General features: G+C 60.7%; 23 protein-coding genes. 12 read left to right on the forward strand and 11 right to left on the reverse strand.

Annotated features, from left to right (window positions below; genetic code table 11):
• Positions 1-9: 9 nt before the first annotated feature.
• The 6 genes from dxs to ACLB1Z_RS15565 form a co-directional block, all read right to left on the reverse strand.
• A complete protein-coding gene (gene dxs, locus ACLB1Z_RS15540) occupies positions 10-1917 on the reverse strand; it encodes a 1-deoxy-D-xylulose-5-phosphate synthase (protein WP_409560643.1) in 1908 nt (635 codons plus the stop codon).
• Between the two features lie 195 nt (positions 1918-2112).
• Positions 2113-2397 (reverse strand): exodeoxyribonuclease VII small subunit, encoded by a 285-nt coding sequence (locus ACLB1Z_RS15545; protein WP_409560644.1) that lies wholly within the window; start codon positions 2395-2397, stop codon positions 2113-2115.
• A gap of 49 nt (positions 2398-2446) precedes the next feature.
• Positions 2447-3391 (reverse strand): histone deacetylase family protein, encoded by a 945-nt coding sequence (locus ACLB1Z_RS15550; protein ID WP_409560645.1) that lies wholly within the window; start codon positions 3389-3391, stop codon positions 2447-2449.
• Positions 3392-3416: 25 nt separating this feature from the next.
• Entirely contained in the window at positions 3417-4301 is an 885-nt protein-coding gene (locus tag ACLB1Z_RS15555) for an SDR family oxidoreductase (RefSeq protein WP_409560646.1), read from the reverse strand.
• A 115-nt stretch (positions 4302-4416) separates the two neighbouring features.
• Complete coding sequence (locus ACLB1Z_RS15560; RefSeq protein ID WP_409560647.1) at positions 4417-5190, reverse strand: crotonase/enoyl-CoA hydratase family protein; 774 nt, start codon at positions 5188-5190, stop codon at positions 4417-4419.
• The gene (locus ACLB1Z_RS15565; protein WP_409560648.1) at positions 5187-6956 is read right to left on the reverse strand and encodes an acyl-CoA dehydrogenase; all 1770 of its coding nucleotides are present in this window, start codon (positions 6954-6956) and stop codon (positions 5187-5189) included. The genes ACLB1Z_RS15560 and ACLB1Z_RS15565 overlap by 4 nt, the downstream gene beginning before the upstream one ends.
• An 81-nt stretch (positions 6957-7037) precedes the next feature.
• Between ACLB1Z_RS15565 and ACLB1Z_RS15570 the strand changes: the two genes are divergently transcribed.
• Positions 7038-8006 carry an L-threonylcarbamoyladenylate synthase gene (locus ACLB1Z_RS15570; RefSeq protein WP_409560649.1) on the forward strand — a complete coding sequence of 323 codons (969 nt, stop codon included), beginning with the start codon at positions 7038-7040 and terminating at the stop codon, positions 8004-8006.
• On the opposite strand, the gene ACLB1Z_RS15575 is transcribed toward ACLB1Z_RS15570, so the two are convergent.
• The 3 genes from ACLB1Z_RS15575 to ACLB1Z_RS15585 form a co-directional block, all read right to left on the reverse strand.
• A complete protein-coding gene (locus ACLB1Z_RS15575; RefSeq protein WP_409560650.1) occupies positions 8003-8191 on the reverse strand; it encodes a hypothetical protein in 189 nt (62 codons plus the stop codon). The two genes, ACLB1Z_RS15570 and ACLB1Z_RS15575, sit on opposite strands and share 4 nt — an antisense overlap.
• Before the next feature lie 122 nt (positions 8192-8313).
• Entirely contained in the window at positions 8314-10137 is a 1824-nt protein-coding gene (locus tag ACLB1Z_RS15580) for a Clp protease (protein WP_409560651.1), read from the reverse strand.
• 216 nt (positions 10138-10353) lie between these two features.
• Entirely contained in the window at positions 10354-11040 is a 687-nt protein-coding gene (locus ACLB1Z_RS15585; protein WP_409560652.1) for an SOS response-associated peptidase, read from the reverse strand.
• A 106-nt stretch (positions 11041-11146) separates the two neighbouring features.
• Here ACLB1Z_RS15585 and ACLB1Z_RS15590 point away from each other — a divergent pair, with 106 nt between their 5' ends.
• Together ACLB1Z_RS15590 and ACLB1Z_RS15595 are read left to right on the forward strand one after the other, a co-directional pair.
• Positions 11147-11542, forward strand: coding sequence for a TIGR02301 family protein (locus ACLB1Z_RS15590; protein ID WP_013948580.1), 396 nt, complete (start codon positions 11147-11149; stop codon positions 11540-11542).
• Between the two features lie 158 nt (positions 11543-11700).
• A complete protein-coding gene (locus ACLB1Z_RS15595) occupies positions 11701-11946 on the forward strand; it encodes a hypothetical protein (RefSeq protein ID WP_013948581.1) in 246 nt (81 codons plus the stop codon).
• Between the two features lie 24 nt (positions 11947-11970).
• Here ACLB1Z_RS15595 and ACLB1Z_RS15600 read toward each other — a convergent pair whose 3' ends face one another.
• Positions 11971-12630 carry a LysE family translocator gene (locus ACLB1Z_RS15600; RefSeq protein WP_409560653.1) on the reverse strand — a complete coding sequence of 220 codons (660 nt, stop codon included), beginning with the start codon at positions 12628-12630 and terminating at the stop codon, positions 11971-11973.
• Positions 12631-12800: 170 nt separating this feature from the next.
• Between ACLB1Z_RS15600 and ACLB1Z_RS15605 the strand changes: the two genes are divergently transcribed.
• The gene (locus tag ACLB1Z_RS15605; RefSeq protein WP_409560654.1) at positions 12801-13331 is read left to right on the forward strand and encodes a hypothetical protein; all 531 of its coding nucleotides are present in this window, start codon (positions 12801-12803) and stop codon (positions 13329-13331) included.
• Between the two features lie 124 nt (positions 13332-13455).
• The gene (locus ACLB1Z_RS15610; RefSeq protein ID WP_409560655.1) at positions 13456-14214 is read left to right on the forward strand and encodes a L,D-transpeptidase; all 759 of its coding nucleotides are present in this window, start codon (positions 13456-13458) and stop codon (positions 14212-14214) included.
• Between the two features lie 11 nt (positions 14215-14225).
• Here the strand turns inward: ACLB1Z_RS15610 and ACLB1Z_RS15615 are convergent, their stop codons facing one another.
• On the reverse strand, positions 14226-15560 hold the full coding sequence (locus ACLB1Z_RS15615) for a dihydroorotase (protein WP_409560656.1): 1335 nt from the start codon (positions 15558-15560) through the stop codon (positions 14226-14228).
• Between the two features lie 81 nt (positions 15561-15641).
• On the opposite strand from ACLB1Z_RS15615, the gene ACLB1Z_RS15620 reads away from it, so the two are divergent.
• The 7 genes from ACLB1Z_RS15620 to nadC all read left to right on the forward strand — a co-directional run bounded on the left by ACLB1Z_RS15620 (position 15642) and on the right by nadC (position 22775).
• Positions 15642-16553, forward strand: a complete 912-nt coding sequence (locus ACLB1Z_RS15620) for a YgfZ/GcvT domain-containing protein (RefSeq protein WP_409560657.1) — start codon at positions 15642-15644, stop codon at positions 16551-16553.
• Positions 16553-17158 carry a DNA-3-methyladenine glycosylase I gene (locus tag ACLB1Z_RS15625; RefSeq protein WP_409560658.1) on the forward strand — a complete coding sequence of 202 codons (606 nt, stop codon included), beginning with the start codon at positions 16553-16555 and terminating at the stop codon, positions 17156-17158. Before ACLB1Z_RS15620 ends, ACLB1Z_RS15625 begins: the two co-directional genes overlap by 1 nt.
• A complete protein-coding gene (locus tag ACLB1Z_RS15630; protein ID WP_409563287.1) occupies positions 17155-17763 on the forward strand; it encodes a hydrolase in 609 nt (202 codons plus the stop codon). Before ACLB1Z_RS15625 ends, ACLB1Z_RS15630 begins: the two co-directional genes overlap by 4 nt.
• Positions 17764-17871: 108 nt before the next feature.
• The gene (locus tag ACLB1Z_RS15635; protein ID WP_013948589.1) at positions 17872-18930 is read left to right on the forward strand and encodes an NUDIX hydrolase; all 1059 of its coding nucleotides are present in this window, start codon (positions 17872-17874) and stop codon (positions 18928-18930) included.
• Between the two features lie 186 nt (positions 18931-19116).
• Positions 19117-20175 carry a quinolinate synthase NadA gene (gene nadA, locus ACLB1Z_RS15640; RefSeq protein WP_409560659.1) on the forward strand — a complete coding sequence of 353 codons (1059 nt, stop codon included), beginning with the start codon at positions 19117-19119 and terminating at the stop codon, positions 20173-20175.
• Positions 20176-20221: 46 nt separating this feature from the next.
• Entirely contained in the window at positions 20222-21880 is a 1659-nt protein-coding gene (locus ACLB1Z_RS15645; protein ID WP_409560660.1) for an L-aspartate oxidase, read from the forward strand.
• Positions 21881-21902: 22 nt separating this feature from the next.
• The gene (nadC, locus tag ACLB1Z_RS15650; RefSeq protein ID WP_409560661.1) at positions 21903-22775 is read left to right on the forward strand and encodes a carboxylating nicotinate-nucleotide diphosphorylase; all 873 of its coding nucleotides are present in this window, start codon (positions 21903-21905) and stop codon (positions 22773-22775) included.
• Positions 22776-22801 lie beyond the last annotated feature (26 nt).

The following is a 22801-nucleotide window of genomic DNA, read 5'->3' on the forward strand; positions in this document are numbered from 1 at the left end:
ATGTGCGCGTCATGCCCGCTCGCTTAGCATGTCTGCGCGGCCAAGGGCAGCAAAGACCGTCTCGACGATGCCTGAGGCATTAAGCCGTGCGGCTTCGTACATGGCTTCGGGTTTGCCATGGTCGATGAAGACATCGGGCAAAACTTTGGGACGGACGCGAAGGCCGCGATCCAGCAAGCCCGCGTTCGAGAGAAACTGCAGAACGTGGCTGCCGAAACCGCCGATGGAGCCTTCCTCCACGGTCACCAGGACTTCGTGATTGGCTGCGAGGTCGCGAATGAGGCCCTCGTCCAGCGGTTTTGCAAAGCGTGCGTCGGCGACGGTCGTCGACAGGCCGAAGCTCGCGAGCTGATCGGCCGCCTTCAGACACTCCGCGAGCCGGGTGCCAAGTGAAAGCAACGCGACCTTCGAGCCTTGCCGCACGATACGGCCCTTGCCGATTTCGAGCGGAATGCCTTCGGCCGGAAGCTCTACGCCGACGCCCTCGCCGCGCGGATAGCGCAGCGCGCTCGGGCGATCGTCGATCTGTGCCTGGGTCGCGACCATGTGGACGAGTTCGGCTTCGTCGGCCGCCGCCATGATGACGAAATCCGGAAGGCAGGCGAGATAGGCGACGTCGAATGATCCGGCATGCGTTGCGCCGTCGGCGCCGACGAGACCAGCGCGGTCAATCGCGAAGCGGACAGGCAGCTTCTGAATCGCGACGTCGTGCACGACCTGATCGTAGGCGCGCTGCAGGAAGGTCGAGTAGATTGCCGTGAAAGGCTTATAACCCTCCGCCGCGAGTCCTGCCGCGAACGTGACGGCATGCTGCTCAGCGATGCCGACATCGAACGTGCGATCGGGAAATTCCTTGCCAAAATAGTCAAGCCCCGTACCGGACGGCATCGCGGCGGTAATCGCGACGACGCGCTTATCCTTTCGCGCTTCAGCAATCAGGCTATCGGCGAACACCTTCGTGTAGCTCGGCGCATTCGGCTTCGGCTTGTCCTGTGCGCCCGTCACAACGTTGAACTTATTCACGCCGTGATATTTATCGGGCGACGCTTCGGCTGGTGCGTAGCCCTTGCCCTTCTGCGTGACGACGTGGACGAGGATCGGCCCCTGCTCCAGATCACGGACGTTCTTCAGAACGGGCAAAAGCTGCTCGAAGTTGTGACCGTCGATTGGGCCGACGTAATAAAAGCCGAGTTCTTCGAACCAAGCGCCGCCCTGCCACAGATGACGCGTATATTCTTCAACGCGCGCGGCGCGGCGTTCCCACGCCTTCGGAAGCATTTTGGCGAGCTGCTTGGCGTAGTCGCGAAGGTGAACGTAAGCGCCGCTCGACGTCACACGTGCGAGATAAGCCGAGAGCGCGCCAGTCGGCGGCGCAATCGACATATCGTTGTCGTTGAGCACGACGATCAAGCGTTCGCTGCGGGCACCGGCGTTGTTGATCGCTTCGTAGGCCATGCCGGCGCTCATCGCGCCATCACCGATGACGGCGATGACGTTGTTCGACTTGCCGGTCAGGTCGCGCGCAACGGCCATGCCGAGTGCTGCGGAAATGGATGTGGACGAGTGCCCGGCCCCGAAAGGATCGTAGACGCTCTCCTCGCGATTGGTGAACCCAGCCAAACCGCCGGGCTGGCGCAAGGTGCGAATCCGATCGCGGCGGCCGGTCAAAATTTTATGGGGATAAGCCTGATGGCCGACGTCCCAGATCAGACGATCGTCCGGGGTGTTGAAGACCCAGTGCAGCGCCACCGTCAGCTCGATGACGCCAAGACCCGCACCAAGATGGCCGCCCGTCACCGAAACGGCGTCAATCATCTCGTCGCGAAGCTCGGCCGCAAGCCGAGGCAGCTGATCTTCCGACAACTGACGCAGTTCGTGCGGCGTCGCAATTTTATCGAGTAATGGTGTCTTGCTCACAATAAAACCTTGATGCGGCGATCGGCATTAGACCAAAAGCGCCCGAGACAGGCCGTGCGAAAGGGACGCTAGCATGCCTTTGGGCTATCTTCGATCCCCCAAAGAGCGCTGCTATGGACCGGATGTAATGCGCCCGCGTGCCGCAGACGTTTAAAAAACCAGTTGACGGCCGAACCGCCAAAGCGGAATGACGCCTCAAAATGGCGCATCGCCGTTCTTGTCGAGTGGGGCAGTGCCTGACGGCGTGCCGTCAGCGCCGAGCGTCAACTTTTCGACCTTGGCCTCGGCTGCTTTCAGCAGTCTGTCGCAATGATCGCGCAATGCTTCGCCGCGCTCATAAATTTCAATGCTTTCTTCAAGCTCGACGTCGCCGCGTTCAAGCTTGCCGACAATGACCTCCAGCTCCTTTAAGGCGCGTTCGAAGGTCATCTCCTTGATGTCAGCAAAGCTTTTTGCCGGAGCCGGTTTGGTCGTCGTCATAATCGTCCTGCTTTCGTGGCGCAAACGGGCGGATGTACCGAAATTCCGCTCAGACGTCTGCGTCCAGCAATGCCTTTACGTGGGCGGCGGTCGATAGGGCAAGCCCCTTCAGATCGTACCCGCCTTCGAGCATCGACACGATTCGCCCTTTTGCATGGCGCCGCGCCATCTCTGCGAGCGCTTCAGTCGCCCAGCGAAAATCCTCCTCGACAAGTTCGAGCCCGGCAAGCGGATCGCGCTGATGCGCATCGAAGCCTGCAGAGATCAGCAGCACATCGGGGCTGAAATTGTGGAGAGGCGTCAGAATGCGGCTGCGGAACGCCTCTTCGAATGCCTCGCGCCCGTCGCCGGAGCGCAGCGGCGCGTTGAATATATTGCCGACGCCGGTCTCGTTCAATGCACCCGTACCGGGGAAGAGCGGCATCTGATGCGTCGAGCCGTAGAACAGGTCTTTATCGGACCAGAAAATTTCCTGCGTACCGTTGCCGTGGTGGACGTCGAAATCGACGACGGCGACACGCTCGGCGCCGTACTTCGCGCGAGCATAATGCGCTGCGATCGCGATGTTATTGAAAAAACAGAAGCCCATCGCGCGATTGCTCTCGGCGTGATGGCCGGGCGGACGGACCTGACAGAAGGCGTTCGTGACTTTGCCTTCCATGACGAGATCGACGGCATCGAGACCGGCGCCGACGGCGCGGCGCGCGGCCTCCCAGGTGCCGGCAGACGCGACGGTATCGGAATCGACATGGCGCGCCCCGCCATCAATATGCTCGATAGCGGCTGTCACGTTAGCGAGGTGCGCTGGCCCGTGCGTCATTGCGATATAGGTTTTGTCATCCTCACGCAGCGGCGCGTCGCGATGAAAAAGCTCGTCGAAGACTGCAGCAGAAAGCGCCTTGTCGATCGCCCGCATCCGGTCCGGCCGCTCGGGATGATGCTCGCCGGTATCGTGTTCCAGAAAAGCCGGATGGGTGATCAGGACCGTCGTCATTTATCGCGAGGGTGGCTCTGAAGCGTTATGAGGTCAATTCCGAAAGTCGCGCGATCTGCACGCCAGGCGGCGGTTTGCTGTCTGCAGGAACGAAGAAGTCCGGCGCCAGCGGCACCGACTTGTCGATGCGATAGGATCCAAAGTCTGTGACGCCGCCCACATCATAAAGAAACGTATCGTCGATCAGAAAGTTTCCGGTGAATGTCTTCGCCGGTTGGTTAAAAACAAGGTGGGCCGCGTCGGCCACGATTGCTGGCGTCCGGCTCATGCGCATTAGCTTATCGCCGCCTAGAATATTCTGCACGGCAGCCGTAGCAATGGTCGTACGCGGCCAGAGAGCATTGACGGCAATGCCATTGGGCTTCAATTCGTCGGCGAGACCGAGCACGCAAAGGCTCATACCGTACTTGGCAATCGAATACGCGACGTGGCCCGAGAACCATTTGGGATGCATATCGAGCGGCGGCGACAATGCGAGAATGTGTGGATTTTCAGCGCGCTTCAGATGCGGCAGGCAGATCTTCGAGGTCAGAAACGTTCCGCGCGTGTTCACTGCGAACATCAGATCGAACCGCTTGAGCTCGGTCTTTTCAATCGGCGTCAGCGATATGGCGCTGGCGTTATTGACGCAAATGTCGATGCCGCCGAAACGTTCAACCGTTAGCGCGACGGCGCGTTCGACATCCCCTTCGTTGCGAATATCGCATTCGAGCGCGAGCGCCGAGCCGCCCTCCGCTTCGATCTCTTTTGCGGCCGAATGAATCGTACCTTCGAGCTTGGGATTGGGGTCGACCGTCTTGGCCGCGATGGCAATGTTGGCGCCGTCGCGGGCCGCTCTTTTCGCGATGGCCAATCCGATACCGCGGCTCGCGCCCGTAATGAAGAGAGTCTTGCCCTTGAGTGCCGCCATGCCACTGCTCTCATTCCGACGCCAGACCGGGGGTAGCCTAATCTCTTGGCGGACCCTAGGTAAGGGGTGACTTCGATTGCTTAAACAGTAAAGACTGAGGCTCGGGATTTCCGAATTATACGGGTTTGCGGAAATTCGGCGGGCGTTTCTCGAAAAAGGCCGTGAAAGCTTCGACGGCTTCCGGCGAGCGCAGGCGTTCGCGGAAGGCCGCAACCTCTTCGTCCATGCGGGCAAGAATTATCTCCGGGTCGCCACGCATCAGGCGGCGCGCAACGGCTAGCGCTTCCGGCGGTTTGGCGGAGAGCCGCTTGGCGGCGGCGAGCGCGGTGGCTTCAAGATCGCTTGCAGGCACGATGGCGTTGACGAAACCGGCAGCGAGCGCATCGTCGGCTGACAACGGATCGCCGAGCGCCAACATGGCGAAGGCCCGCGTGTAGCCCATGCGGGCCGGCATCAGCAGGCTTGAGGCGGCTTCAGGCACCACACCGAGATCAAGAAACGGAGTGGCGAACGTCGCGTCCGGCGCGGCGTAGACAAGATCGCAATGGAACAGCAGCGTCGTGCCGATGCCAATGGCGTTGCCATCGACGGCGGCGATCAGCGGCTTCTTGACGACCGGCAATAGGCGGATGAAGCGCACGACATTCTCGTCGAGGCCACCGGTGCCGCGCGCTGTGGCAAGAAAGTCGCCGATGTCATTGCCAGCCGTAAACACGCCGCCCGAGCCGGTGAGAATGTGCGCCGCAATCGTATCGTCCGCGTCTCCCGCTTCGATGGCATCGGCGAGCGTGCCGTACATGGCGCCCGTCAGCGCGTTTTTCTTCTCAGGTCGAGCGATGCGGAGAATCTGGACGGGGCCATCGCGCCAGATTGCGATTTCTGCTGTCATGCGAACACCGCTCCATGCGCATCGACCAGCACGGCATCTGCGCCGTGTTGCACGGCATCAGACAGACCGCGGGCTTCGGTCAGAATATTTTCGGCGAAGAACCGCGCGATTACGATGTAGGGCGATGCAGCGTCTTTCGCGAGGGCACCCTTCGCGAGGTATGTGCCGCCCGTGACGAGGCTCATGAGCCGCAGATAGGGCGTTGCCGACGCCAGCGCCTTTTCTTGATTACCGGGAAGCATTTGCGCCATCCAGAGGGTGGCCGTTTGAAGCGCACTCAAGCCTTCCATCAAGCGTTCCGTCATGTGACCGAACTCGCCGCGTTTTGCAGCGCGCACGGCGGCGATAATGGCGCCGAGTTCACCGAGCAGGCTCGTCATCGCAGAGCCGCCGTCGAGCGTCAGCTTGCGCGTGACGAGGTCGATGGCCTGGATGCCGTTCGTGCCTTCGTAGATCGGCAGGATTCGCGCATCACGCAGGAATTGCGCAGCCCCCGTCTCTTCGACGAAGCCCATGCCGCCATGCACTTGAACGCCGAGAGAAGCAACCTCGTTGGCAATATCGGTAGAGAAGGCTTTTGCGAGCGGCGTCAGCAGAGCGGCGCGATTGCGGGCTGCGACACGTTCTTTTTCAACTGTCGCGCGATGGGCGACGTCGAGTTCCTTGGCCGTCGCGTAACAGAGCATGCGGGCGGCCTGCGTCAGAGATTTCATCGTCAGCAGCATGCGGCGCACGTCGGCGTGCTCGATGATCGGGCTCATGCTGCCGGGATCTTTGGCCGCGAAACTTTTGCCCTGAAGACGTTCCTTGGCGTAGGTGACTGCATGCTGCGTCGCGCTTTCCGCAACGCCCACGCCTTGCGCGCCGACACCGAGCCGGGCGGCGTTCATCATCACGAACATGTTTGCCAGGCCGCGGTTTTCTTCGCCGACCAGATATCCGATCGCACCGCCGTTCTCGCCGAACTTCATTACACAGGTTGGGCTCGCCATGATGCCGAGCTTATGTTCGACACCGGCACAGATGACGTCGTTGCGCTCGCCGAGCGAACCGTCATCGCCGACGAGATATTTAGGCACGAGAAACAGCGAGATGCCGCGCGTTCCGGGCGGCGCGTCCGGCAGGCGCGCGAGGACGAGATGGATGATATTCTCAGCCATCCCATGCTCACCCCAGGTGATGAAAATCTTTGTGCCGGTGATGCGGTACGTACCATCGCCTTGCGGCACCGCACGCGTCGAGAGCGGGCTCAGATCGGAGCCCGCGTGCGGCTCGGTCAGGTTCATGGTGCCGGTCCATTCGCCCGCCACCATTTTGGGGAGATATTTCGCTTTCAGAGCCTCGCTGCCGCCCGCTTCGATGGCATGAATGGCACCCTGCGTCAGAAGCGGGCAGAGACCGAAAGACACATTCGCAGCGTTCCAAATTTCGCCGACAGGTGTGGCGGCGATTTCGGGCAAATCCTGGCCGCCGTATGCCTCCGAGCATGGCAGCGTGCTCCAGCCGCCCGCGACGAACGCCTGATAGGCCTCGGCGAAGCCCGGAGGGGTTGTCACCTTTCCGTCAATGAGCTTGGAGCCGATACGGTCGCCTATTGCGTTCAAAGGTGCTAGGACCTCGGCGCCGAAATTTCCTGCCTCTTGGATGACTGCGATTATCGTCTCGCGGTCAAGCCCCGGATAGAGGCCGCGAGCGCCCATATCGCTGAGGCCCGCCACCGTCTCGAGGGCAAAGACAATGTCGTCTAGGGGAGCCTGATAGGTCATGGATCGTCTCTCGGTGCCGTTCGGTTTTGCATCAGGACACTAAGCCGAACGAAAGTACAAGCAAACCAGGTGACATACCAAATGCTGGGCAGGATCGTACCCGCCAACAAAGAATGGATTGCCGAAGCCGGACAAATGATCCGAGCGGGTGCGCTCGTCGCATTTCCGACTGAAACCGTCTACGGACTCGGTGCCGACGCGACCAATGGTGAAGCGGTCGCTCGCATTTTCGAAGCCAAGGGCCGGCCGATTTTCAATCCGCTTATCGTACATGTTCTCGGACTGGAGCAGGCACTCATCATCGGCGTGCTTTCGCCTGCTGCGCGTCGTCTGATAGAGGCGTTCTGGCCCGGTCCTTTGACGCTCGTGGTGCCGCGCACCGAGACGACAGACGTCAGTCAGCTCGTCTCGGCAGGACTTCCGACCGTCGCACTGCGGTCTCCTGATCATCCGGTTGCACGCGCGCTTCTCGCGGAAGCCCATCGTCCGCTGGCGGCCCCGTCCGCCAATCGCTCGGGGCACGTCAGCGCGACACGCGCCGAGCATGTTGCGGCCGACATCGGCGGCAAGGCCGCGCTCATTCTTGATGACGGCCCGACGAAACTCGGGCTCGAGTCAACGGTGGTCAGTCTTGTCGACGGTGCACCGGTGCTGTTGCGTCCCGGCGCCATCCCCGCGGAAGCAATCGAAGAAGTTATCGGAGAGCGCCTGCTACGGCGCGAAGAAGCAGGCGATCATCTCACGTCACCGGGGCAGCTTGCGAGCCACTATGCGCCACGCGCGCGTTTGCGTCTGAATGCCTATGAGTGGAAACCGAGCGAAGCAGTGATGGCGTTCGGTGCGATCTCGGAGCAACCGGCACGCGCCTTCGTCAACATCAGCGAGGGCGGCGACTTGATCGAGGCGGCGGCAAATCTTTTTGCGACGCTGCGTACGCTCGATGCCTCCGGGGCGGACTCCATCGCGGTGACGCCTATTCCTCAGAAGGGCCTCGGCGAAGCTATCAACGACCGGTTGCGGCGGGCGGCAGCGCCTCGTGAGCAGCCCTAGAGGCTGCTGACCATCACAACGATCTTATTGACGAGCGGTGCGAGGATCGGGCTTTGCGCCACGAACCCGTTGAATGCGTCCTGCACCGACCCCAAAGCATGCACGATGGAGGGAATGGCAGCGTAGATGCCGCCATATAGCAATGCCGTGCTGATTCCGTTCGTGATCAGGTACCGACGCAACATTCCTGCCCCCCAAACAAAGCCGGTTAACGCTTCGTTAATGAGACCACGCGGGTGCCGCCAGGCTCAAGGCCTTTAATCAAAGCATGGTGAATACGTGTTCCAGAATGGGACGAAGGATGCTGTTAGGCCTTCGTTTGCTCGACGACCTTGAGGCGATGCTGATCCGTCTCGATTTTCGCCTTCGTCGAGGGCCAGCTGGCGCTGATCCAATCGTCGGTGCCGAACAGCCAGTACATGAACCGATGACGGCGATGATACCGCTCGATGATGAACTTGTTCATCTGGTCCATGTGCGTGTTCAACGCGCTCAGGGTCTCAGCCGGAAGCGCGGTATCGCGGTCGATCTCACCGAGCCGGTTCATGATGGCCGCGACGTCGCTTGCGGAATCGGTGCGCCATTGATCCATCGCGCCGGCGAGCGTGTGCTGGTTCTGATTGACCTTGAGAAGCGCTTCATGAACCTCGGTGAGGTCCTGCGTGTAGGCTTGATGCTTAGCCGCGGCCGTTTCGATCTCGGCAGCGATCGCGCTTTCGGCACCCTTCACCCGTTCCGACAGATTGGTGAGAAGCTCGGTCAGCGAGCCTGAGTGCGTATCCACCTTGCCGGAAAGGCCGTCGAACTTTTCCGATAGACCGGCGACGTTCCCCGTCAGGCTTTCAAGGTTTCCTGCAAGGCTCGCGACGTTGCCCGACAGGCCTTCGATGTTGCCCCACAGTCCGTGGATGCGGTCGATGCCGCCGATGATTTCATCGGTTCGTCCATCGCCCGTCGGCGTCGCGAGGACTTGGCCGACGCCGTCTTCGAGGCGGGACAGGCGATCGCCCAATTCGACGAAGCCGCTCTGATGGCTACCGAGGACCGCCTCTTCGATGATGTCGAGGCGATCGCTGATTGGCTTCAAATCAACGGCCTGACGAATGTCTTCGAGCGCGGTGCCGCCTTCTGTCTGGATAGGGCGTTGCTTTATCGCCTCTTCCAGTTCCTGCAGCCGCGTCGAAAGCACCGACCACGACTGCGACATCTCCTGAAGGCGAAGCTCAAGCGCGGCTTCGATGTCGCCGAGTTTTGCGACGAGCCCTGACGTGTCAACGACGGCGACGGGACCGGCGGCGCCCCCTTCGCGAAACGCAGATTCGAGCGAGCCGATCCGGTCGATCAGCAGTGCGTGGGTGCGGCCCTGATCGTCTTGGTGGGCGACGGTATCGCGCGCGAAGTCCCGTACAAGGCTCGCGATGGCGTGCCGCTCGTTGGAGAGATCCTGCCCCAGCGCCCGCACAGCTTGTTCGAGCGATTCAATGCGAGAATTCTGCAGCGCATCTGTTTGAGTGCCGAGATATTCGTTGCGATAAAGGGGACGCCCGTAATCGACCGCATAACGCGGTGGCGCCGCATAGCGGGGCTCAGGGCGCGTCAGCGGCGGCAATGGTTCGGCGCGCGCGACAAAGCGCAAAAGCAGTTCCGAGGCGCCGAATTCGCCGCGGTGATCGAAGAGGACTTGTAAAAGGTCGTCGACCGATACCGCCGTGTTGCGACGTGCTGCGAGCGCAACTGAAAACTTCAGCACTTCCGCCAAATCTTCCGCGCGGCGCGGGGAAACCGGGCCACTTCCCGGCATCGCCGGAATATCGCCCGCGATGATCGCCGCCGTCTCGCGTTTCAGGGCGACGACGCGGATGCCATGTGTTTCTAGGGCTGCCGCAGAGGCATCAAGGCGCGTCATGGCATTCAAGAGATGTTCGACGCGAACCTCTCCGGCGCGATGCGCTGCGGCGATGTCATAGGCTTGATTGAAGCAGGCAAGAACGGTGTCATCGACCAGCACAGGACCGGCAAGAAGCGACCCGCGCTTACCGTTCGACAGTGCCGCCTCGGCCGGCTGAATGACCTCGCTTGGTGTCCAGGTCTGCGACGTCCTGAGATCGAGATCCTCGCCGTGATACGCCATGTCGTCGTCTCCCCTCTGTCGCTCCGCGCCGTCCGTCGCCGCGCGCCTCGCAAACCCAAACACCCCAACCGCGTCGAAGCTATGTACTTGCCTATGTCGGCAAGGTCTTGACTTTTAAGACAGCATTTAGGTTAGCGCCGTTTCATTTCGGGGGCGAGTCGCAAGCGGCAGATACACAGCAATTCCCTCCCAATCCGTTGCCAAGAAGGTCTGCTCTTAAAGTAGCGGACCAAAGGCCGCTGGTGTCTGAAGGTCGGGGCCTTCGGCGCGAACATCATTAAGTGCGGGGTTGACGGGCGTGATGGTGAGGAGCCCGGCGGCGAAAGGCTTCATCAGGTCGAGGATATGCTCAGCCGTGCCCGAGCGGCAGTCGAGCCAGCGCTCAAAGTTTTCTGGCGTGATGATCACAGGCATGCGGTCATGGATCGGCGCCATATCAGCGTTTGCAGCGGTCGTCAGGATCGTCACCGTCTCGATCTCGCTGCCGTCGGCACCGAGCCAGTCTTCCCACAACCCGGCCAAGGCAAAAAAATCTTGGTCTTTCAAACGGATAAGATGCGGCCGCCGCGCCGATCGCTTGCCGCTCCACTCGTAGAAGCCGGTCGCTGGAATGAGACAGCGGCGATGGCGCAGCGCGCCGCGAAAGGCTGGTTTTTCGGCAGCCGTCTCAGCACGGGCGTTGATCAATGGCGCACGCAACGCCGCCGGGTCGCGTACCCATGACGGGATCAGACCCCAGCGCACCAGCCGAAGCTCGGAAAAGCCCTTGAGATCGTTGCGTGCAATCAGAACGGGTTGTGTTGGCGCGATGTTGTAGCGTGGCGGGAAATCGTCAACGGCCGGTGCATCGAAGAATGCGCGCACAGCTTCCGGTGAAGATATCAGACTGTAGCGCGCACACACGAAGGGCCGTCCTTTTGATGCCTTATGATTCCGGACTATAAGCGTTGACGGATTCGCCGCCAGGGACGGCTTTGATTGAGCGAACCTCAACGTGTTGGACGCCCGCGTGAAACGCCACTGCCGCAAGCTCTGCCAATACCTTGTTATGCTGATGCTGGCCCTGTCAGCAGTCGGCGGGCAAGCATTCGCAGCATCCGACAGCAAGCCCTATGACGACCGCCTGATGCGGCTTTCCGAAATTCTGGGCGCCATTCACTATCTTCGCGAACTCTGCGGTGCCAACGAAGGCCAATACTGGCGCGACCGCATGCATGACTTGATGAATGCCGAAGGTTCGACGGCGCTGCGACGCGCGAAACTCACGCGCGCCTTCAACCAGGGGTATCGCAGCTACAGCCGAACCTACAATACCTGCAGCCCGTCGGCACAAACGGCCATCACGCGATTTCTGTCGGAAGGGTCTGAGCTTTCGGATGGGATGCTGAAGGCTTTCCCCAACTAAACGTCAGTGAAGCCGGTCGCGAGAGGCGCATATCGTTTCTCGCCGGTTTACTGTGAATAGTGGCAGCTACGACCTACCGCAAATTGTCGTGCTAGGTGACAATGGATGGGGGCCGCCCGTGCGTGGCGGTCAGGGTTGAGGGAAGGATTGTAAACGGTATGCAGTGTTTCGAGGATCTCGATACGAAAAATCCGACGTTAAAGGCGCTCGATCTAATCCTCGCTGCTTGGGATGAAGGGGTGGATACCGGCGTTGAGCCGCAGCAGATGGCCTACGCGGCTCTGTTCACTGCGCTCACCGATCTCGTCGCGATCTATGGCGAGGACGCCGTCATTCATTTGACGCGCGGTCTGGAGAAGCGCGTCGTCGAGGGGGAATTCACGCTGGCGCGGCGCGACCAGTAAAGCGCCGCAATCGGGGAAGCGGCGTCAGAAACGTCCAGCCTTCCAGATGACTTCAGCGATCAGCACCGCACCGAAGATCGCGAGCAGCAGGCCCGCGATCCGGTTGATGCGGTTGAGCATGCGCAGATCGATGTGGTGACGGTAGCGCCCGATCAGGTTCGAGAGCGCGACCCACCACAGCATACTGCCACTGGCAATTGCCGCTACCAGAAGAAGCACATCGATCGTCGAGTGAACCTCGACGAACGTGCTGATGCCTCCGAAAACCGCGAAAAGCCCGAGGACGGCTCCCGGATTGGTGATCGTCAGAAAAAAAGTCTGCGGGATGTCCCAGACAAAATCCTTCAAACGGGCAGAAGAACCATCAGTGTCCAGTTTGAGCCGCGGGGCACTGAAATAAAGACGCATTCCGAACGCCACCAGCGCGACGCCGCCGACCACCTGGATCACGGCGCGATGCGTTTCGACGACGCCTGAGATTGAGCCGACGCCCAGGCCAGCGCACAACGCGATCAGGGCGTCTCCCGTCACCGAGCCGATGCCGGCCGCTATGCCGCCCCAAAAGCCGCGTTCGATCGCCCGCTGGATGCACAGAACGTTGACAGGGCCGACCGGGGCCGCAATGAGCATTCCGACAATCAGGCCGACCGGAATGATGAGCGGATTGGGGATGTAACTCAGCAAGGGGCAGAAGCTCGATGTCGAACGTGGACTTCACCAGCGGCGGCAGGCAGACGCGCATCCTCCGCATCGATCGGAACGGGAGGAAAGCGCAGCAGCAGCGATGGCAAGCGCTCCCCCGAGCGGTGTGGAAAAGACATCAGCAGTTGGTCCCGTCAGCGTCCTTGACGACAATGGCGCGCACTCTCCTACTCGTAGTTGCGGCCGGCGCGCTTGTCTATGTCTCAAGGGCGCACGCGGAAGGTGTTCGCGGTCCAAAGCTTCCCGATCATGTGGCCGATGTGCGCGACGCAATCCTGACGGCGGCGCGCTCGGGCGATATCAACGAGTTGCAATCGGCCTTCGAGGTCAGCGGCAACATTCCCGATCTCGGCATCTCGCCACGCTCCGATCCCATTAAAGTTTTGAAAGACAGGTCGGCTGATCCACTGGGCCGCGATACGCTCGCGGCGATCGTCGAAATGCTGGACATGCCGCCGTCGACACTGCCGTTCGGCAACGACATCGAGAATAATCTGATCTACGTCTGGCCATATCTCTCGACGCGCCAGCTCGACAAGCTGACACCGGCCGAACAAGTCGATCTCTATCGACTGGTGACACCAGAACTCGCCGCGGAAATGCGCAAGAAGAAGCGCTGGCTGTGGTGGCGCATCGTGATTTCAGCCGATGGGACATGGACGCTGTTTAGGAAGGGCACCTAATCTGTTGGTGCTTTCCGTTGCTTAGCTTGCATATACCGTCCAATTGCCGCAGAGGGGTGGTCACCGCCGCGGCTTGACTGTATTCCGCTTGTCACATTTTACGTGAGAGCGAGGGTCTAGTTTCATGAAACGTTTGTCGCTTTTGGCGGCCATTATTTTTGGCTGCGTCCTGGCCGCACCGGCCTATGCCTTTCATCCGGCCGACGAAACGTACGGCTACGTTCCGCCGAAAAAATTCGCCCGCAAGCCCAGTGCGAAAACCGATGCCGACAACAGCCAAGCTCTGTTCGGCATGGGCTGGGACTGGGGCCGCCCGCAAAAGTCGCATGACGACGATGAAGACGACGAGCGCGCCGACAACAAGCAATCGCTGACGGGCGGCGGCCAGCCGCGCATCGCGGCCAAGGCGCCGCCGAAGGTTTCGTTCCGCAGCGGCTATGCGCCGGGTTCGATCATTATCGATACGGCCGGGCGGCACCTCTACTACGTGCTGTCGTCGAAAGCCGCCTACCGTTATCCGATCGCCGTCGGCAAGCAGGGCTTTGCTTGGTCGGGCACGGAAAAGATCTCGAAGAAGGTTGCGTGGCCCGACTGGATTCCGCCCGCTGAAATGCGGGCTCGAAAGCCTGGACTTCCGGTCCGGATGTCGGGCGGGGTGCGCAATCCTCTCGGCGCCATGGCGCTCTATCTCGGCAACACGCTCTATCGCATTCATGGCACGAACGATGCGTCGTCGATCGGGACGGCATCCTCGTCGGGCTGCATCCGCATGACGAACGCCAACGTGATGCATTTGGCAAGCATCGCCGATGTCGGGACGACGGTGTACGTCCTGAAGCGGCTGCCGGGGAACCTGTCGCGCGTTGCGGACCGCGACGGCTGAACCCTGGAAGCTTAGCCGGCGTAGCCTTCGAGAAAGCCGACCGGCTCCCCGTGGGCGGGACTGACAATCTCGCCTTCCCACATCACCTTCCGGCCGCGGACGAACGTCCCGACTGGCCAGCCCTTCACCTGGACGCCATCGTACGGCGTCCAGGCGGCACGGCTCTCGATCCAGGCGTTCGAGATCGTCTCTGTGCGGCTTAAATCAACGACGGTCAGGTCGGCATCGTAGCCGACAGCGATGCGGCCCTTGCCGCGAATGCCGAACAGGCGCTGCGGGCCGTGGCTCGTCAAATCGACGAAGCGCTGAAGCGACAAGCGTCCGGCATTGACGTGGTCGAGCATGATCGGCACCAGCGTCTGCACGCCCGTCATGCCCGAATGCGTATCGGGATAGACGTGGTCTTTTTCTTCGCGTGTGTGCGGGGCGTGGTCGGAGCCGAGCACATCGACGACGCCGGACTCGAGCGCGGCCCAGATCGCTGCACGATGGCGCGCGTCGCGGACGGGCGGGTTCATCTGCACATAGGTGCCGAGGCGTTCGTAACACTCGGGGCCTTCGAGCGTGAGATGGTGCGGCGTGACTTCTACGGTCGCGTAATTCTTGTGATCCTTCAGGAAGTCCATTTCGTCCGCCGTCGAGACGTGCAGTACGTGAACGCGCTTGCCGTGCTTCTCAGCAAGGCCGACGAGCTTCTTGGTTGCGATCAGAGCAGCCTCGGGGTCACGCCATTCGGGATGCGAAGACGGATCGCCTTTGCGGCGCAAATGCATCCGCGATTTCAGCCGCGCCTCGTCTTCGGCATGAAACGACGCACGGCGCGAGATCCTGGCGATGATCTTGTCTAGCGAGACGCCGTCATCGACCAGAAGATCGCCGGTCGATGAGCCCATGAAGACCTTCATGCCAGCCGAGCCTTCGAGCTTCTCGAAATCCGGGATGTCGGCGATGTTGTCGCGCGTGCCGCCGACGAAGAAGGCGAAGTCGCAGAACATGCGGTGACGGGCGCGGCGCACCTTGTCGGCCAGCATCTCGGCGCTCGTCGTCAGCGGCTTGGTGTTCGGCATCTCGAAAACGGCCGTGACGCCACCTGCGACAGCTGCGCGGCTGCCTGTCGCCAAGTCTTCCTTATGCTCCAGGCCCGGCTCGCGGAAATGGACCTGAGTATCAATGACGCCCGGCAGAATGTGCAGGCCCTGGGCTTCGATGATCTCAGGCGCGGACACCGAGCCCAGCTCGCCGATTGCCGCGATCCGGCCGCCCGATATGGCGATGTCGCGAATGCCCTCGCCGTCATGGTTGACGACGGTCGCACCGCGGATCACGAGGTCGAACGTCTCAGCCATGTCGGGGAACTCCTCAGTCTTGCCATCAAGCGGAACCCCGCATACGTAACTCTCTTTCCGTTTGCAACCGAGCGTGAGCCGATGTCTGCCGCAAAGATAGCGCGACTTGCCGACCGCGGTGTCGTCAGCGTGACCGGCGCCGACAGCGAAAAGCTGCTCCAGGGGCTGGTGACCAACGATCTCCAGGGCCTCGCTGAGGGGGAGGCCCGGCACGCCGCTTTGCTCGCCCCTCAGGGCAAAATTCTCTTCGACTTTTTTGTCGTCCGCCACGGCGACGGCTATCTGCTCGACGTCGCGCGGGCCAAGGCGGCCGAACTCGCCAAGCGGATGGCGATGTATAAACTCCGCGCCGACGTCACGATCACGGATGTTTCGGATTCTTTCAAAGTCTTCGCGCTGTGGGGAGCTGATTCGAAAATGCTCGCGGAAGGGCGCGGCATTTCGTTCCCGGACCCGCGTCATCGGGGCATCGGCCTAAGACTTTTGGCCAGCCCCCATGAAAATTTTTTGTCGTCCGATGGCGCAGAATCGGAGGGTGATTCGCGCCTCGCCTACGACGCACTTCGCATTGAATACGGAATTCCCGAAGGTGGCAAAGACTACGAATTCGGCGATGCTTATCCGCATGAAGCCGATTTCGATTTGCTCAATGGCGTGTCCTTTACCAAAGGCTGTTTCATCGGGCAGGAAGTGGTCGCGCGGATGCAAAACAAAACACTGGTGCGTAAGCGCGCCGTCAAAATCTCCGCTAACGCACCGCTGGAGCCCAATTCGGAAATTCTTCTCGGCGATATTTCTGTCGGACGTGTCGGAACGGCGGACGGAACAAATGCAATTGCAATGCTTCGGCTGGATCGCGTTATCGAGGGAGAGCAGAAAAGTCTTCCGTTGACGGCCGGGGGAATTGCGATTGCTCCCGATGAGGATGCGATGAACCGCTATCGCTCCGCGGCCGCTGCGCGAGCATCCCAATCGACACGGCCGATATCGTAATGGCGGCGAAAGAGATCCATCGCTGCACGTGGGCCGGCACTGACGCGGACTACATCCGCTACCACGACGAAGAGTGGGGCGTGCCGATGACTGATGATCGTGCGCTGTTTGAAAAGCTCGTGCTGGAAGGCTTTCAAGCGGGCCTGTCGTGGATCACCATTTTGCGCAAGCGCGAGAATTTCCGCGCTGCGTTTCATAATTTCGATGCCGAGCGCATCTCGCGCTACACAGCGCGCGACGTCGAGCGGTTAATGAAGAACGAAGGCATCATCCGAAACCGCGCCAAGATCGAAGCTACGATCTCGAATGCGCAGGCATTTCTCACGTTGTCGAAGCACGCGCCGTTTTCGCAATATCTGTGGGGTTTTCTTGATGGCCGACCTATCGTCAACGAGATAACATCCTCAAAGGACATTCGCACCGAGACCGACGTCTCAAAACGAATGAGCAAGGCTCTGAAGGCTGATGGCTTCCGCTTCGTCGGATCGACCACGCTCTACGCCTTCATGCAGTCGACAGGCATGGTCAATGATCATCTCGTGACGTGCTTTCGATATGATCAGTGCGCGAAGCTTCAAAAGAAACTCAAGATCCCCGGATTATGACGTCATCAAACCAGTCGAAACCGCGCGCTTGGCAACGAATGCTCTCCGGCCGGCGGCTCGATCTGCTCTCACCCGACCCCAAAGACATCGAGATCGAAGACATTGCACACGGCTTGGCCCGCGTCGCGCGATGGAATGGGCAGACGCAAGGCTCCTATGCATTCTCGGTCGCACAGCATAGCCTTATCGTCACCGACATCGTTCATGCGCTGCAGCCAGAATACACGCATAATGAACTGCTTGCGGCGCTTTTGCACGACGCGCCAGAGTACGTCATTGGTGATCTTATTAGTCCGTTCAAAACGGCAATCGGCCTGGACTATAAGGCCTTCGAACACAAACTCCTCCAAGCGATCTATTGCCGGTTCGGAATTCGAGAACTAAGCCTTAGCGCAGCAGGCGCGATTAAACAGGCGGATACGGTTGCGGCCTACTACGAAGCAACTCGTCTAGCGGGCTTCGAAAAGTCGGAAGCGGAAACTTTTTTTGAAATTCCGAATTTACCAACGGAACTTCATAACGCCCTGGCCGTATTAGATCCCGTATCGGCGAGTGATGCCCAAACACTCTTTCTTGCCAAGTTCGCGGAATTGTTGCCGCACTGACAATCTGGCGTTTTTGGGGCTGTTTCGCGGTTTTCATTCAGAGGCTTATCTGAAAATCGCCATGATCGGCGACTAGCTCGCCTCATGGGGAGCACGGGGAAGATACACATGAACATGGAACTTTCTGGCCGGAGAAAACCGACGCCCGACAAGTCTCAGCGAGCTCCTGATGATGAGCAGGACCATGAGCCGTCTGTCGGGATTGGCTTGAACGCGGCGATCGTCGCCGTGTCTGACAATGAGCCTGTGGCGCTGGTCGTCCGTGCCGAGCCGGACAGCATTGGCGCTACGGACATGCTGCCGTACGGGCCATTTAATCCGCGTGCGCATCGCACGCTCGAGAGCGGGCTTAGATCCTGGGTTCAAGACCAAACTGGTCTGGAACTGGGATATGCCGAGCAGCTCTATACGTTCGCCGATCGCGGCCGCCATCCCGAACCGGGCGATACGGCTCCGCATTTCATCTCGATCGGCTATCTCGCCTTAACGCAGGCGATAGGCCACCACGGGCTGACCGATGGGCTGTGGCGTAGCTGGTACCAGTATTTCCCATGGGAAGACTGGCGCCGTGGCCGCCCGGAGATCATCGCCCGGGATATCGAGCCGCGTCTCAAGGCGTGGGCCGAACGGTCGTCCGGCAATGCCGCCACGTCCCAGCCGACGATCGCGCGTGCAGATCGCGCGCGGATCTGCTTTGGTCTCGACGGCACCGCCTGGGACGAAGAGAAAGTGCTTGAGCGGTTCGAGCTGCTTTACGAGGCAGGTCTTGCCGAGGAAGCACTGCGCGACGATCGAGCGGCTGCGCGCGAGTGGACGGATCGTCCAAAACTCGGTCTGCCGATGCAGGCCGATCATCGGCGGATCCTGGCGACGGCGATCAGCCGTACACGCGCCAAGATCAAGTATCGCCCGGTCGTATTCGAACTGATGCCGGACGAGTTCACGCTGTATGAGCTGCAGAAGACCGTGGAAGCCATTCTCGGCCCGCATCTGCACAAGCAGAACTTCCGGCGCCTGGTTGAAGGCGCGGGCCTGGTCGAGCCCACGGGAGACGTCAAGACGCGCACCGGCGGCCGCCCGGCCAAGCTTTTCCGGTTCCGTCGCGAAGTGCTTTTGGAGCGCCCTGCTCCCGGCGTTCGGGTGTCAGCGCCGCCAAGCCGGAACTGATCCGACTTTCGTCTCATATCTGGGGCGGAACCCCCGCCCTAGAAATTCGTTCTCAACTCTATTATTTTAAACACGTTCAGGAATGCTCTTTTTGAGCATTCCTGCGTGAGGTGTGCGCGGCAGGTTTGCCGGCGCGTTTCGTAAGCTAAATATGCTCTCTTAGAGCATATGTGGAGGGCACGAAGAATGGTTTCTGCGGTTTCGACATTGGCTCCTGCTTCCGCGACCCGCGAGAAAGCTCGGAAGCCCTTGCCCTATTCGTGGTCGCCTGCCCTCGAAAAGGAGATGGCGCCGCTTTATGCGCGCGTGAAGCACGTCATCACGCCGATGGAGTGGCCCTACTACGCGCCGCTGATCAAGGCGATCAACGAACTCAAAGTTCAGCGGGACGCCGTCATCCTGGCGCACAACTACATGACGCCGGAGATCTTCCACTGCGTTTCGGATTTTCGCGGCGACTCGCTGCAGCTCGCAAAAGAAGCGGCGCGCGTCGACGCAAAGGTGATCGTGCAGGCCGGCGTGCACTTCATGGCGGAAACATCGAAGCTGTTGTCCCCGGAAAAAACGGTTCTCATACCTGATATGCATGCGGGCTGTTCGTTGGCCTCGTCGATCACACCGGAAGACGTTCGCATGCTTCGCGAAGCTTATCCGGGCGTGCCGATCGTGACCTACGTCAACACGTCGGCGGCTGTGAAAGCGGAATGCGATATCACCTGCACATCGGCGAACGCCGTGAAAGTCGTCGAGAGCCTCGGCGTGCCGCGCGTCCTGTGCATACCCGACCAGTATCTGGCGAAATGGGTGCAATCTCAGACCAACGTCGAAGTGATCACGTGGAAAGGTTCGTGCGAGGTGCACGAGCGTTTCACGGGCGAGGAGCTTCAACGCATGCGCGCAGACGAGCCGGGTCTTAAGATCATCGCGCATCCAGAATGTCCGCCCGATGTCATCGCGGCGGCGGACTTTACGGGTTCGACGTCCGGCATGATTAAGTGGGTGAAAGACGAACATCCGCGCAAGGTGATGCTCGTCACGGAATGCTCGATGGCGTCGAATGTGGCCGTTGAGGCGCCCGAGGTCGAGTTCATCCGGCCGTGCAATCTCTGCCCGCACATGAAGCGCATCAGCCTGGAAAACATCTACGACAGCCTCGTGCATATGCAGCATGAGGTGACGGTCGATCCCGATATCGCTGCCCGTGCACGCCGTGCGGTCGAGCGTATGGTCAATCTGACGAATTGAGAACGAACGAAGCGCCGGGGTCAACTTCGCCCAGGAGGGCAATTCAATGGCCGCACACAAGAAGCGCTATTCCGTAACGGACTTCAAAGGCTTCACGGGCGAGCCCGGCCCCGGTGACGTCGCCATTATCGGGGCCGGGCTTGCGGGTCTGTTTACGGCATTGAAGCTTGCGCCGCTGCCTGTGACGGTGATTGCCGCGGCGCCCCTCGGCGAAGGCGCATCGAGCATGTGGGCGCAAGGCGGCATCGCTGCCGCTGTCGGCGAAGGTGACAGCACGGCAAAGCATGCGGCCGATACGATCGAGGCGGGGGCCGGGATCGTCGATCCGGACGTCGCGCGCCTCGTTGCGGAGGAAGGTCCCGATCGCATTCGCGATCTGCTTGGCTATGGCGTGCCGTTCGATCGCGATCTCGAAGGCCATTACGTGCTTTCGAAGGAAGCAGCGCATTCGGAAAAGCGCGTCGTGCGCGTCTCCGGCGACAAGGCGGGCGCGGCGATCATGCAGGCGCTTATCGCAGCGGTTCGCGCGACGCCGTCAATCCGTGTACTGGAAGGTTACGAAGCGGATGATCTCATCGTCGCCGATGGCCGCATCGAAGGCGTTCGGCTGATCCGTCCGACAGCGCTTGGCAACGGCCGCTATGCCTTCGTGCCTGCTTCGGCGGTGGTGCTGGCAACGGGCGGCGTCGGCGCGTTGTTCGCACTGACGACAAACCCCTCCTACGCCAAAGGTGAAGCGCTGGCGATGGCGGCGCGCGCCGGTGCGGTTATTGCCGATCCGGAATTCGTGCAGTTCCATCCGACTGCAATCGATGCGGGCATCGATCCCGCTCCGCTGGCGACGGAAGCATTGCGCGGCGAAGGCGCGACGCTTGTCAATTCGGACGGCGAGCGCTTCATGCTGTCCATTGATCCACGCGGAGAGCTTGCCCCACGAGATGTCGTTGCGCGCGGCGTCTATAACGAACTCGCTGCCGGACGCCGTGTCTATCTCGACTGCCGTGCTGCGATCGGCATGCATTTCGAAAAAGAATTTCCGACCGTCTGGGGACATTGCCAGCGCGCCGGCATTGATCCGTCGAAGGATCTTATTCCGGTTGCTCCGGCCGAGCACTATCACATGGGCGGCATTGCAACTGACGCGCGCGGCCGCACGAGCCTTACGGGTCTTTGGGCCGTCGGCGAGGTTGCATCGACGGGCCTTCACGGCGCCAACCGGCTGGCTTCAAATTCGTTACTGGAAGCCGTCGTCTTTGGCGCGCGTGTCGCGAACGATATCCGCAAGCTGCTTCCGCATGATCGCGTCGGGCATTTCGTGGTGCCGCACCGCATTCCCGGCAGCGGGCGGGCGGCGGATACTGCCTCGCGGAAGGAAGCGATGCAGACGCTGCGCAATATCATGACGACGCACGTTGGCGTTCAACGCTCCAGTCGCGGTCTAAAAAGGGCACTCGCCGAACTGAAAGCGCTCGAGACGAGCAACGCCAATGATCGCGTACTATCCAACATGCTGCTGGCCGCGCGATTGATTACGGCGGCAGCGCTGCTTCGCAAGGAGAGCCGTGGCGGCCACTATCGCGTCGACTATCCGCAAACCAATCCAGCTCTCGCGCAGCGTACGTTCATAACGCTCGCCGACCTCGATGCGATGGATGACTCCGCAAAACAACGCTCCGAGGCGCCACCCCTCGCCGCATGCTCATGATCAAAGTCCCGCAAGTTCGCCAATGATGCTTTCCCATAATCTTGTTCTTGCCGCCGTTCGCGCTGCGCTTGCCGAAGATCTCGGCCTCAGCGGCGACATTACAACGAATGCGACCGTCCGTGCCGACGCTCGTGCGGATGCGCTGCTTGTGGCGCGAACGCCCGGCGTCGTTGCAGGGATCGCGCTCGCCGAAGCAGCATTCCGGGAACTCGATCCCGATTGCAGTTTTGAGGTCGATATCGACGACGGAGCAAGCATCGTTGCCGACGATACGGTTGCCCGGATTAGCGGCAATGCCCGCGCCATTCTCACGGCCGAGCGCGTCGCCCTCAATTTCATGGGCCGAATGTGCGGGATCGCAACACTGACGCGGCGCTATGTCGAAGCGACGGCAGGAACGAAGGCGAAAATCGTCGATACGCGCAAGACAACGCCCGGACTTCGCGTCTTCGAAAAATACGCGGTGCGCTGCGGCGGCGGCCACAACCATCGCTTCGGGCTATTCGACGCCATCCTCATCAAAGACAATCACATCGTCGCCGCCGGTGGTGTCGCCGAGGCGATCAAGGCTGCCCGCGACGCGGCCGGTCATATGACGAAGATCGAAGTCGAGGTCGACACACTCGAACAGCTTGACGTCGTCATGCGGGAAAAGGTCGATTGCGTGCTGCTCGACAACATGACCCCGCAGGGATTGCGAGCGGCCGTCGCGACGGTCGCCGGGCGCTGCCTGACCGAAGCCTCGGGCGGCGTTAACCTCGATACCGTCAAGGAAATTGCCGCAAGCGGCGTTGATTTGATTTCGGTCGGTGCGCTGACGCATTCGGCGCCCGTTCTCGACCTGGGACTTGATTTCATCTCGGCACCGCAAAAGAGTTCCGGCCGCCCTGCTTGAATTCGCCATAGTCGGCTCGCATCTGG

The sequence above is a fragment of the Hyphomicrobium sp. MC8b genome (assembly GCF_905067615.1).
Taxonomy (GTDB): domain Bacteria; phylum Pseudomonadota; class Alphaproteobacteria; order Rhizobiales; family Hyphomicrobiaceae; genus Hyphomicrobium_B.

What these genes read in the sequence shown, in the direction of transcription:
- ACLB1Z_RS15545 (WP_409560644.1), bottom strand. Translation starts at nt 2,397, where the DNA reads ATGACGACGACCAAACCGGCTCCGGCAAAAAGCTTTGCTGACATCAAG.
- ACLB1Z_RS15550 (WP_409560645.1), bottom strand. Translation starts at nt 3,391, where the DNA reads ATGACGACGGTCCTGATCACCCATCCGGCTTTTCTGGAACACGATACC.
- ACLB1Z_RS15555 (WP_409560646.1), bottom strand. Translation starts at nt 4,301, where the DNA reads ATGGCGGCACTCAAGGGCAAGACTCTCTTCATTACGGGCGCGAGCCGC.
- ACLB1Z_RS15560 (WP_409560647.1), bottom strand. Translation starts at nt 5,190, where the DNA reads ATGACAGCAGAAATCGCAATCTGGCGCGATGGCCCCGTCCAGATTCTC.
- ACLB1Z_RS15565 (WP_409560648.1), bottom strand. Translation starts at nt 6,956, where the DNA reads ATGACCTATCAGGCTCCCCTAGACGACATTGTCTTTGCCCTCGAGACG.
- ACLB1Z_RS15570 (WP_409560649.1), top strand. Translation starts at nt 7,038, where the DNA reads ATGCTGGGCAGGATCGTACCCGCCAACAAAGAATGGATTGCCGAAGCC.
- ACLB1Z_RS15575 (WP_409560650.1), bottom strand. Translation starts at nt 8,191, where the DNA reads ATGTTGCGTCGGTACCTGATCACGAACGGAATCAGCACGGCATTGCTA.
- ACLB1Z_RS15580 (WP_409560651.1), bottom strand. Translation starts at nt 10,137, where the DNA reads ATGGCGTATCACGGCGAGGATCTCGATCTCAGGACGTCGCAGACCTGG.
- ACLB1Z_RS15595 (WP_013948581.1), top strand. Translation starts at nt 11,701, where the DNA reads ATGCAGTGTTTCGAGGATCTCGATACGAAAAATCCGACGTTAAAGGCG.
- ACLB1Z_RS15605 (WP_409560654.1), top strand. Translation starts at nt 12,801, where the DNA reads ATGGCGCGCACTCTCCTACTCGTAGTTGCGGCCGGCGCGCTTGTCTAT.
- ACLB1Z_RS15610 (WP_409560655.1), top strand. Translation starts at nt 13,456, where the DNA reads ATGAAACGTTTGTCGCTTTTGGCGGCCATTATTTTTGGCTGCGTCCTG.
- ACLB1Z_RS15615 (WP_409560656.1), bottom strand. Translation starts at nt 15,560, where the DNA reads ATGGCTGAGACGTTCGACCTCGTGATCCGCGGTGCGACCGTCGTCAAC.
- ACLB1Z_RS15620 (WP_409560657.1), top strand. Translation starts at nt 15,642, where the DNA reads ATGTCTGCCGCAAAGATAGCGCGACTTGCCGACCGCGGTGTCGTCAGC.
- ACLB1Z_RS15625 (WP_409560658.1), top strand. Translation starts at nt 16,553, where the DNA reads ATGGCGGCGAAAGAGATCCATCGCTGCACGTGGGCCGGCACTGACGCG.
- ACLB1Z_RS15630 (WP_409563287.1), top strand. Translation starts at nt 17,155, where the DNA reads ATGACGTCATCAAACCAGTCGAAACCGCGCGCTTGGCAACGAATGCTC.
- ACLB1Z_RS15635 (WP_013948589.1), top strand. Translation starts at nt 17,872, where the DNA reads ATGAACATGGAACTTTCTGGCCGGAGAAAACCGACGCCCGACAAGTCT.
- nadA (WP_409560659.1), top strand. Translation starts at nt 19,117, where the DNA reads ATGGTTTCTGCGGTTTCGACATTGGCTCCTGCTTCCGCGACCCGCGAG.
- ACLB1Z_RS15645 (WP_409560660.1), top strand. Translation starts at nt 20,222, where the DNA reads ATGGCCGCACACAAGAAGCGCTATTCCGTAACGGACTTCAAAGGCTTC.
- nadC (WP_409560661.1), top strand. Translation starts at nt 21,903, where the DNA reads ATGATGCTTTCCCATAATCTTGTTCTTGCCGCCGTTCGCGCTGCGCTT.